Below are 10,264 nucleotides of genomic sequence, written 5' to 3' on the forward strand. Positions count from 1 at the left end.
GGACACGATTAGTTGGAAAGAGGAACCATGGTGCCATCGTAACACTGATAGAGCGTAGTACAAACATGTTGTTTATGAGAAACTAAAAGGGGAAAAATGCCAAAGAACTGGCACGAACTGTAATACACTTACTATCTCCTTTCAAAGACCATATCAAGTCTATTACAACTGACAATGGTACAGAATTCGCTTGTCATGAAATGATAGCCAAAAGCCTTGGTGTTACCATATATTTTGCTGACCCATACGCTTCATGGCAGAAAGGCGCTATAGAAAATGCTAACGGACTAATTAGGCAATACGTGCCAAAAAAAGAAACCTTTGAGCATATCAGCCAGCAACAAATAACTAAGTATTCAAAGAAAATTAACATGAGGCCAAGAAAGAAATTAGATTTTAAAACACCACAGGACTGCTTTTACGAACTAATTAAGTAAATTTGCACTTGCTTGTTGAATTCACGCCTGAAAATAATAGTGTATGGTGTGTTAAAAACAATTAACATTACGTATTTTGTGTCCTTGAAGGGAGTAATAAATGTAGGCTTTTTCTGCTTTTTTTTTCTTTATGAGTGGTGTAATCCGTATCTAATAACCGTGGCGTGCATGCGAAATAACTTTACAATGATAGAAGCGAAAACCTCCTCTCTATCCCGCTGATAGTGTTTTCTTATCGAGTTATAACTATCAAATAATCAAACTGTTAAACTATAGCTTAGTAGAAGGTGCCTTTCAAGGGTCAAGAAGGGCGTCTTCTTGGGTGTTGAAGGGCGTCTTCTGCAAGGAAGAAAGGCCTTAGTTGGATAGTAGATAAGCCTATCCTACTATCCAGTATACAATATTTCTTTACAAACATTCCATCCGCCATGTTTCCTACTTAGTCTTCTCATCCCTTTCCCTATCCGTTTTACAGCGTACGAGCGAGGGTTTTCCCTGTTCCGTTCCATGTATTGCCGTCCCTTTTCCTGTCCGTGTTACGGTGTACGAGTGTGGGTTTTCATGTTTCGTTCCTCGTTTTGTCATCCCTTTTCCTGTCCGTATAGCGGAGTAGGAGTGTGGGTTTTCATGTTTCGTTCTTATTATTCTTATCTATTTTCCTGTTCGTATAGTTGTGTACGAGTATCGCTATTTTCGCCGTCTTCTTGGCTTTGCTAATTGGATTCGTCGGTGTAAATAACAAGTCTGTCTACCTTTGATATTCTATAAGCATTCCCAATGTTTGTAAGTTATATGTGCTCTGTTGTATCTTATTGCAGCGTCAATAGCAGTCTATTTCTCCTTTATCTTCTCTATTACAATGCACATCCTACGGATGTCCTATTACCTTATTATGTTTGTTTCTTAGACAATTCTCTCCGCTCAATCGGCTACTTAGAACCCACTAAAAGTTCTTTTCTTGATTTTCTTTGAACTTAAGTATGATATTAGTTCTTTCTTGTTTTGCGAGTATAATATTCTGGTTTTATATTTATAAAAGGGTAAATGAGTACGGTCAAGATGTATATTATATATGTTGTTTTTCATGAAAAAGCCAAAAACGAATCCTTTAAGTGCATTTTATTAATAAGGACTTGGATTATTCAAATAATTCTTCTATCTTTGCAATGCTAGAACCCGCCAAGCCTCTCAACGATGCTCAAATGTGCGGGTCGTTTTTTATTATATCATGATATCACATACAGTACCTTTTGGCAAAGGCTATACAGCAGCTCGAGACCTCGTTTCTTTGTTGCAAGAAAGAGGCCTTTTTGTCTCAAATACATCAAGAGCTGAGCATTTCTTAGAGCATATCGGCTATTATCGCCTGTCTGCTTATATGTATCCATTACTAAAGATACCAAAGAACCTCCACCTTTATAAAGAAGGAGCAACATTCGAACAAGTCATGATGCTGTACCGTTTTGACAAAAAGCTCCGCATGTTCTTGTTTAATGAACTCGAAAAAATAGAGGTTGCTGTTCGCTGTGCTATAGTTAACATTGGTAGTTTCATGACCAGAGATCCATTCTGGATGATAGATTCAGCAAACTTTGTTAATCAGTCAAAGTTTCTGAAGACAATGGATTTGATAGGTCATGAAATGTGCAGATCACGAGAGGATTTTATCATCCACTTTAAGGAGACCTATTCAGACCCTTATCCACCGGCTTGGATAATATCTGAGATACTTCCGTTTGGTATCATCACAAACATATATAATAACATCAGGGATAAGAAGATTAAGAAAAGAATTTCACAATCTTTCGGCCTACAAATAGCACCTTTCGAGTCTTGGTTAACTATTGTGACATTGACGAGGAATGCATGTTGTCACCATTCTCGTGTATGGAACAAGCAAAATACAATCCGTCCGATGGCACCTAATATAACAACACATCCTTGGGTTACGCTACAGACAGACTCGCTTCGTATATATTATAATATATGTATCATTAAGTATTTCTTGGATGTCATATCTCCAAACAATGATATGCTTCAGAAAATGAAAAAGCTCTTTACTGACTTTCCTGAAGTTGATTTGCATGCACTCGGCTTCCCACATGGGTGGGAGGAAGAACCACTTTGGCGTATCTAACAGCTTTGTGTTATTCTTTATGATACGCCTACGACTATTAGCATCAGTAGCGAGTTGGGTTATAAAGAGTTCTTTTTCTCCTTCTTTAATTCATTATATAGGACTAAGCCTTTCGCTGTCAGTAGGTATTTCTGCCGAGGATGTCTTGGGGGATTTGGGATAGAGTAGGCGAATGTAGGCTTCGTTGATTGCTGCCTTCAGATAAAGATTAAGGAAGCTATCTCGCCTTTTTAGTTCTAAGTTATCCATCATGTTCTTTACTGATAATGCTTGATTACCTATAACAATGACCAGTCGTTTGATATTCGCATTATCCGTGTGTTACTTGTCCCGTACTTGTCCTGTACTTGTCCTGTACTTGTCTTGTAGTTGTCCTGTGCTTGTCTTGTAGTTGTCCTGTGCTTGTCTTCTTCTTACCGAGTACTTGTCTTGTTTGTAAGGGGCGGTTGTGTCTTCCAGTCATCAGTAGCATTAATGTGCAAGAAACGATTGCGAAGGTCCCACTTCTCTCCTAATAGCAGATTACGGAAGAACCGTTTAGGGTCTTCAGGATTTTGGAGTGATAAGGTTTGCCACTTGTGTTTAGAGTTTGAAGTAATGTCACACGGAGGAACGGAGAGAACGGAGGATTATTAAATACAAAGCTATAGTAGTAACGGAGGCACCGTCGGTGCATAGAGCAACGGAGCTTGTTTGCCAATTCTATTAGCAATTTATATACAAAACGTTTATTCCAAAATATTTATCAAGAATCTGTATGCTGCATCTCTGTCGCTCTTTGTGCCCTCGGCACCTCCGTGACATTGCGTTTCCTCCGTCCCCTCCGTGACTCTGTGTGCCTTATATATAAGAGTTTTAGTTTATCACTCCATATTTCGGATGAGTCATCATTAAGAATAATTAATGCACAAAAGTATGTTGTATAAGGTGGAAAAACTATCTTTACGCTTAATTTATGCACAGATGGATAAAGGTGGGAAAGTTATATATAGAGATTGAGGCAGCTCCAAAGCCAACTATTACTCCAATGTCAAATCAGTTTAGGTTTAAAATATAACAGTAGCATGAAGAGATTAGCATTATATTTCGTAGGTCTGGTTTGCATACTTTGTAATTGTACAGCGCAGACGATATCATCGTCGGCAAAAGATAATTCACAACAAAATCAGAATAAGCAATTGCAACAAAACGTCAAAGGGCAGAAGTCTACACCAACTTACAGCATTATATCTGTAGAAAACACTTATAAACTTCGATGGACAGGTAAGGCTTTTACTGGTCTACACAAAGATAAAGCAAATACATGGCTTATCAAAGCAGTGGTGAAGGGGTTGGACGCCAAGTGGCTTAAGCATCCTTTTTCGATTACAACAAAAGATGTATGGCTGCTTAAAGACAGTCTACAGAAAGATGTAGTAGCAATCGTTGCCTTGGAGTCTGCAGAGACGGGGTGGAGCTTTCCTGTCATCAACAAGGAGTATTTCATGATAGAAGAATGCGAGGCTCCCTTGTATGCTGTTCTGTATTTTATAAACGGCAGAGTCTACATTATTTGTCTTACACCTTCATTTCAAATCAAAGGAGATGATATGTATCCCGCTATTGATAGAAAAGAGCTGCAAGAAAAGGTATTGATGCCACTGATGCAGTCTTTCAAATAGCATATTTGTAGTGCATATCAAAGGTACTCTCCCTTTCTTTTGCAAATATAAGTCTTTGCATTGATTTTTGCAAGAAAGTAAATGAAAAAGCAGCAAATGATTGCTCACTTGCTGCTGTATAGTAATAAGGTTTTCTATATAAGCCGTCGATGTTTTACTGTAAGTTTCTGTTCTTATTCTTATTTCTTTGTCAGACGAACATACAACAAGTAAAAATATACGGTGTGACTTAGGAAACCCGATGTGTCTGTTATTTAATGATTATCTTTTTACCATTGACAATATACATACCCTTAGGCAAAGCATTAAATTTCGTCAGTGCTTGCTTTGCTTAGCCGTTTTGTTCCATCTATTGTATTTACATCAGCAAGTCCTGAGTTATTATAAACAGTGTTTGTAATGCCAGTAGTACTACCCTCTATTAAGAGAAAGTCTTTCCATTGAGGTGCTTGTTTATAGGCGTCAAGACTATTTTTAGGAACAATAAGATTACATTTAGATTTATTAATGTCGTTAAAAACATCTGAATCGCAGATTGGTGGTACGACTGCTTCACTCGAAATCTGTGTTATACTGGGACAGTTCTTAAATGCTGATATTCCTATAGTCTTAACACTATTTCCGATATTTATTTTTGTAGGTTGGTACATTCTTCGAAAGCCTTCCCTTCAATTGTCGTAACACTATTTGGAATGGTTACAGAAGTTAGAGAGCTACAACAGCCGTATTTACAACCGATTATTACTCAATATTTTATAGATAATAAGTCAGAAATATGGTTGTTATTTTTAATTGCACATTCTAAAAGGTGAAGATTTAACGCTTTTATTGATTATTAACTCAAAAAGGACATCAACTTGGGTCGTTTCTTCTCTTTTCCTTGCTATTCGTTTCCGATATTCCACTTTTGTTTTGGTCTATCTCATATGTACTGCAAAGGTATTGATTTTTGTTTGATATTGCTCCTTGCTTGCTCCTTGTCGTAGATTAATTTTCACACAGGAATTTTTGTTCTCTTTCTATAGGGGCTTGAAACAATCCATTTATTGGAAACAATTAAAGACGGAGCTGGTTTGCCCCAGTGCTTTTTAAGAAACAGGGCAATTATTTTATCTCCACAAAGGCTCTTGTTCCCAATTATGAGGAAAGCCTAATAAACGAGTTCTTACTGATGGGTATTTCGATAAAAGCTGCTTGAAATCTGCAACAAAAGTGTTGCCCATAGAAATGGAGTTAAGCCAATACACCACATAGCAGAGTTGCGGATAAAGTGTTTGTTCACGGAACGAGAAATCCGTAATCCATGTGTTTGGCATACGCATAGGCATCATTGGCTTGACAGGAAAGACCCGATTTGACAGTCTTGAATGATGGGCGCAGCAATTACGAAGTACGGGTCTGGGTACGGATTAAAAGGCTAAGTGATTATTTTCAGTCATTTAGCCTTTTTAATTATCTAATTTTTCCCCACATTTTCCCCACAGCTGTCTATTTATATATTTTAGAAACATATTTTTCCGTAAAGTTATGTACCTTTGTCGGCAAATAAAGATATTCTCGTCAAACAAATATAAATAATATAAACATGGAAAAAAACAGAAAAAAACAAATCGTAGTTTTGAGTATAGCTTTAGTTTGCATTTTCATCTTGGTATTTTCATTGTTCCATAAATCAGCGACAAAAGATAGCGCAAATCCTCCTTTAACAAATGTTTTGACTGATAGCATTTCTCAAATTGTCTCAGCTTGTCCTGGCGAAATTGGTGTGGCGGTTATTGTTAATAACAGAGATACGGTTAAGGTCAATAATAAGAGTGTTTATCCTATGATGAGTGTGTTTAAGGTTCATCAGGCATTAGCTCTTTGTAATGACTTTGACAATAAAGGAATTTCACTTGATACCTTAGTAAATATAAATAGGGATAAACTTGACCCAAAGACTTGGAGTCCTATGCTGAAAGATTATTCAGGGCCAGTCATATCATTGACAGTGAGAGATTTGCTGCGTTATACTCTTACTCAGAGTGACAACAATGCAAGCAACCTTATGTTTAAGGATATGGTTAATGTCGCTCAAACAGATAGTTTTATAGCCACACTCATTCCTCGTTCAAGTTTTCAGATAGCTTATACGGAAGAGGAAATGTCGGCTGACCATAACAAGGCTTACTCTAACTATACATCTCCTCTTGGTGCTGCAATGTTGATGAATCGTTTGTTTACTGAAGGTCTTATCGATGATGAGAAACAAAGTTTCATTAAGAATACGTTAAAAGAATGCAAAACAGGTGTAGATAGGATAGCAGCTCCACTTCTTGATAAAGAAGGGGTTGTTATAGCGCATAAGACAGGTTCAGGTGATGTTAATGAAAATGGTGTTCTTGCAGCTCACAATGATGTTGCCTATATATGTCTGCCTAATAATATCAGTTATACCTTAGCGGTATTTGTTAAGGATTTCAAGGGAAATGAATCACAAGCGTCACAATATGTTGCGCATATATCAGCTGTAGTATATTCTTTATTAATGCAAACTTCAGTAAAATCTTAAACTGCACTTGCTTTGATAATTAATGATAAACAATCTAAAAGCACTCTAATCGTTATCGGAGTGCTTTTAGATTACTAATCAAATTGCTTCTATTATAATTTGAATCCTCTACTTTTTCTTTCTTCCTGTTGCGGCACTCTTGCTCCATATCTAAGCCTGTGCCATTGCTCCCTGAACCAGTCGGCAATCGGCTTCCTGTTTATTGTCAGGTTCAGCCTGCTTTCATCGTCAGGGTCATTTTCCACCCTTAAAATATCATCCTTTATATCAAAGTTCCGCCTGTGTTGCTCGGAATAGATTTTACCGCTACATTTCAGGGCTTCTTTTTTGACTATAAGACTTTCAGTCATTTCTTTAGAGAATCCCAGCATGGCACAAAACTTTTCCATGCGCAGCATTTCCCTGAACATCGGAAACCACCTGAAAGCCTTGTCTATGATTCTGGCGAGCCGTGACAGTTCTTTTTCTTTCATGTCAAGTTCCTGCCTGTGCATTTCTCTGAGATTGTGGATTTGCGTATCATGCTGTTTCTGCATCTGCTGTACTTGGCTCTGCAATTTTTCAATATTACGCGAGTTCGGGATAAGAAAAGGCTTGTAAAAGTTGGTAATCTCGTCAAAAATTCGTATCTTTATAGGTGATAATCAATAGATTACAAATTTTTGAACGATGATTACCAAGGACAAAGTTACTGAAATTTTCTGTATAATCGACGAGTTTGATAAGAATTTGAGTGCCGAATTTGTGAAAAACCTGCGTCTACCGTCTCATAACAGTGACAGCAAACGCTACCGAAACCGCAAGGGCAGGCTCTCAGAAAGTGAGATTATGACCATTTTGGTATGCTATCATTTCGGCGCATATCGCAATTTCAAGGAGTATTATTTGAATTGGGTCAAAGGGGTGATGCGTCAGGATTTTCCCGATGCGGTTTCCTATAACCGCTTCGTTGAACTCATGCCAAGAGTGTTCTTTAAGATGATGCTGTTCATGAAGCTCTATGCCTTCGGCAAGTGTACGGGTATAACATTCGTTGATAGCACAATGATACCCGTGTGTCACAATGTACGACGATATTACAACAAAGTCTTTGCCGGCCTTGCCAAGGACGGAAAGGGCACCATGGGCTGGTGCCATGGATTTAAGCTGCACCTGCTATGCAATGATTCTGGTGAAGTGATAACGTTCTGTCTTACAGGAGCAAATGTGGATGACAGGGATAGCAGGGTGTGGACGGTGTTTGCAAAGGTCTTGTTTGGGAAGGTCTTCGCTGATAGAGGATATATCAAGCAGGAACTCTTTGAGAGCCTGTTCGGTCAAGGTATCCAACTCGTTCATGGGCTCAAGGCTAAGATGAAGAACAAACTGATGCCTATGTGGGACAAGATCATGCTGAGGAAAAGATACATCATCGAGTGCATTAACGAACTGCTTAAGAACAAGGCCAACCTTGTTCACTCAAGACACCGCTCGATACACAACTTTATCATGAACTTGTGTTCTGCCCTTACAGCATACTGCTTCTTTGATAACAAGCCAGAGGCACTGCCGGTGTATGTGGAAAAAACAAGGCAGTTGGAACTTTTTTCATGCTAAACTTATCCCGAACTCAAGTAGCAAATGATTGCTCACTTGCTGCTGTATAGTAATAAGGTTTTCTGTATAAGCCATCAAAGTTTTCCTTGTAAATTTCTGCTCCTATTCTTATTTCTTTGTCAGACGAACATACAACAAGTAAAAATATATGGTGTGGCTTAGGAAAACCATTGTGTCCATTATTTAATGATTATCTTTTTACCATTGACAATATAAACACCCTTAGGCAAAGCATTAATTTCGTCAGTGCTTGCTTTACTTAGCCGTTTTGCTCCATCTATTGTATAGACATCGACAAGTCCTGCTTTATTATTAACAGTGTTTGTAATACCAGTAGTACTACCCTCTATTAAGGAAAAATCTTCCCATTGGTATGCTTGTTTATATGCGTCAAGACTATTCTTAGGAACAATAAGTTTACATTTAGATGTATTTATGTAGAAAAAAACACCTGATTCACAGGTTGGAGGTACGACTGCCTCACTTGAAATCTGTGTTATATTGGTACATTTGTTAAATGCGAATTCTCCTATAGTCTTAACACTATTTCCGATATTTACTTTTTGCAGGTTGGTGCAATCGCTAAAAGCTTCGCTACCTATTCTCGTAACACTATTGGGAATGGTTACAGAAGTTAGAGAACTGCAACCCATGAAAGCATTGTCGCCAATTGTAGTAACACTATTTGGAATGGTTACAGAGGTTAGAGAGCTACAAATGCTGAAAGCCCAACCTCCTATTGTCGTAACACTATTGGGAATGGTTACAGAAGTTAGAGAGCCACAACCGCTGAAAGCCCAACCTCCTATTGTCGTAACACTATTGGGAATGGTTACAGAAGTTAGAGAGCTACAATTGTCGAAAGTATACTCTCTAATTGTCGTAACACTATTTGGAATGGTTACAGAAGTTATAGAGCTACAATCGCTGAAAGCCCAACCTCCTATTGTCGTAACACTATTGGGAATGTTTACAGAAGTTAGAGAGCTACAACCGTTGAAAGCCCAACCTCCTATTGTCGTAACACTATTGGGAATGTTTACAGAAGTTAGAGAGCGACAACCGTTGAAAGCATCGCCGCCAATTGTTGTAACACTATTGGGAATGGTTACAGAAGTTAGAGAACTACAATTGCTGAAAGCATATTCCTTAATTGTCGTAACACTATTGGGAATGGTTACAGAGGTTAGAGAACTGCAATAGCTAAAAGCATACTCTCCAATTGTCGTAACACTATCACCTACTATAATTCGTTTAACACCAAAGTATCTCCATGGTGCACTATTGTATGGAACTGAATAATCATACATTTCCCCTTTTCCTGTAATGGTTAAAACTCCATCATCAGTAAGGTGCCATTTTAGATTAGGTCCACAAGTACCAGAGCTTTCTGCTTTAGCTGATAAGCCCATGAGTAGAGCTATTAGTAAGATGTAAATTTGTTTCATGTTAGTATTTTTATATAAATAATACTTTTTTGATTTACGCGGAAAATCAAATACAAAGATCGCAAGTTCAACATAGAACTGCAATCCCAAGTGCTGGTGTAGCTTAATAATCTATACCTGAAAACACCGAGGGGTTTGGGGGCGAGAAGCCCCCATGAGAAGAAAATCAACAAGCAATGCATAAAAATAAGAAAGGGAGACCTCTGTCTCCCAAAGATTAATTAATTTTGCATTGCAATGTACAAACAATTAACCTCGGAGCAAAGGTACACAATTTCTGTGCTACTCCAAAATAGAACGAAACAAAAAGATATTGCCAAGGCGATAAATGTAAGTGCAAGTACAGTGTCTCGTGAGATAAGACGTAATAGTGGAGTCAGAAGACACTATAAATTGGGAAACTGCCCAAAGCAAAATGCAGTACAAACAAGGCG

8 protein-coding genes and 3 pseudogenes are annotated in these 10,264 nt (G+C 38.0%); 6 read left to right on the top strand and 5 right to left on the bottom strand.

Translation table 11 applies throughout. The annotated features are described in order from the left end of the window. Positions 1-437: pseudogene (locus tag HMPREF0666_RS17815) on the top strand (IS30 family transposase); the annotation flags it as partial. Between the two features lie 1,228 nt (positions 438-1,665). Continuing rightward, positions 1,666-2,574, top strand: coding sequence for an Abi family protein (locus tag HMPREF0666_RS01120; RefSeq protein WP_009010440.1), 909 nt, complete (start codon positions 1,666-1,668; stop codon positions 2,572-2,574). 93 nt (positions 2,575-2,667) lie between these two features. Here the strand turns inward: HMPREF0666_RS01120 and HMPREF0666_RS17210 are convergent, their stop codons facing one another. Next, complete coding sequence (locus HMPREF0666_RS17210; RefSeq protein ID WP_369750524.1) at positions 2,668-2,877, bottom strand: Fic family protein; 210 nt, start codon at positions 2,875-2,877, stop codon at positions 2,668-2,670. Positions 2,878-3,638: 761 nt separating this feature from the next. Between HMPREF0666_RS17210 and HMPREF0666_RS01125 the strand changes: the two genes are divergently transcribed. Further along, on the top strand, positions 3,639-4,235 hold the full coding sequence (locus HMPREF0666_RS01125; protein ID WP_009010442.1) for a hypothetical protein: 597 nt from the start codon (positions 3,639-3,641) through the stop codon (positions 4,233-4,235). Between the two features lie 305 nt (positions 4,236-4,540). Here the strand turns inward: HMPREF0666_RS01125 and HMPREF0666_RS01130 are convergent, their stop codons facing one another. Both HMPREF0666_RS01130 and HMPREF0666_RS18600 read right to left on the bottom strand, forming a co-directional pair. Next, positions 4,541-4,885, bottom strand: coding sequence for a leucine-rich repeat protein (locus HMPREF0666_RS01130; RefSeq protein ID WP_009010443.1), 345 nt, complete (start codon positions 4,883-4,885; stop codon positions 4,541-4,543). Beyond that, positions 4,864-4,977 carry a leucine-rich repeat protein gene (locus HMPREF0666_RS18600; RefSeq protein ID WP_369750525.1) on the bottom strand — a complete coding sequence of 38 codons (114 nt, stop codon included), beginning with the start codon at positions 4,975-4,977 and terminating at the stop codon, positions 4,864-4,866. Before HMPREF0666_RS18600 ends, HMPREF0666_RS01130 begins: the two co-directional genes overlap by 22 nt. A gap of 843 nt (positions 4,978-5,820) precedes the next feature. Here HMPREF0666_RS18600 and HMPREF0666_RS01135 point away from each other — a divergent pair. Next, complete coding sequence (locus tag HMPREF0666_RS01135; RefSeq protein WP_004348227.1) at positions 5,821-6,786, top strand: extended-spectrum class A beta-lactamase CfxA3; 966 nt, start codon at positions 5,821-5,823, stop codon at positions 6,784-6,786. 92 nt (positions 6,787-6,878) lie between these two features. On the opposite strand, the pseudogene HMPREF0666_RS01140 reads toward HMPREF0666_RS01135, so the two are convergent. Beyond that, a pseudogene (locus HMPREF0666_RS01140) lies at positions 6,879-7,355 on the bottom strand (mobilization protein); the annotation flags it as partial. Between the two features lie 100 nt (positions 7,356-7,455). Between HMPREF0666_RS01140 and HMPREF0666_RS01145 the strand changes: the two are divergent. Beyond that, positions 7,456-8,382 carry an IS982 family transposase gene (locus HMPREF0666_RS01145; protein WP_009010445.1) on the top strand — a complete coding sequence of 309 codons (927 nt, stop codon included), beginning with the start codon at positions 7,456-7,458 and terminating at the stop codon, positions 8,380-8,382. A 179-nt stretch (positions 8,383-8,561) separates the two neighbouring features. On the opposite strand, the gene HMPREF0666_RS01150 is transcribed toward HMPREF0666_RS01145, so the two are convergent. After that, the gene (locus HMPREF0666_RS01150; RefSeq protein ID WP_009010446.1) at positions 8,562-9,830 is read right to left on the bottom strand and encodes a leucine-rich repeat domain-containing protein; all 1,269 of its coding nucleotides are present in this window, start codon (positions 9,828-9,830) and stop codon (positions 8,562-8,564) included. 237 nt (positions 9,831-10,067) lie between these two features. On the opposite strand from HMPREF0666_RS01150, the pseudogene HMPREF0666_RS16325 reads away from it, so the two are divergent. Next, positions 10,068-10,264 (top strand): annotated as a pseudogene (locus tag HMPREF0666_RS16325) (helix-turn-helix domain-containing protein); the annotation flags it as partial.

Origin of the sequence: Prevotella sp. C561 (genome assembly GCF_000224595.1) — a bacterium.
GTDB lineage: Bacteria > Bacteroidota > Bacteroidia > Bacteroidales > Bacteroidaceae > Prevotella > Prevotella jejuni.

Excerpts from the sequence above, each read along its gene's own strand:
- HMPREF0666_RS01120 (WP_009010440.1), top strand. The coding sequence starts at position 1,666 with ATGATATCACATACAGTACCTTTTGGCAAAGGCTATACAGCAGCTCGA.
- HMPREF0666_RS01125 (WP_009010442.1), top strand. The coding sequence starts at position 3,639 with ATGAAGAGATTAGCATTATATTTCGTAGGTCTGGTTTGCATACTTTGT.
- HMPREF0666_RS01130 (WP_009010443.1), bottom strand. The coding sequence starts at position 4,885 with ATGTACCAACCTACAAAAATAAATATCGGAAATAGTGTTAAGACTATA.
- HMPREF0666_RS01135 (WP_004348227.1), top strand. The coding sequence starts at position 5,821 with ATGGAAAAAAACAGAAAAAAACAAATCGTAGTTTTGAGTATAGCTTTA.
- HMPREF0666_RS01145 (WP_009010445.1), top strand. The coding sequence starts at position 7,456 with ATGATTACCAAGGACAAAGTTACTGAAATTTTCTGTATAATCGACGAG.
- HMPREF0666_RS01150 (WP_009010446.1), bottom strand. The coding sequence starts at position 9,830 with ATGAAACAAATTTACATCTTACTAATAGCTCTACTCATGGGCTTATCA.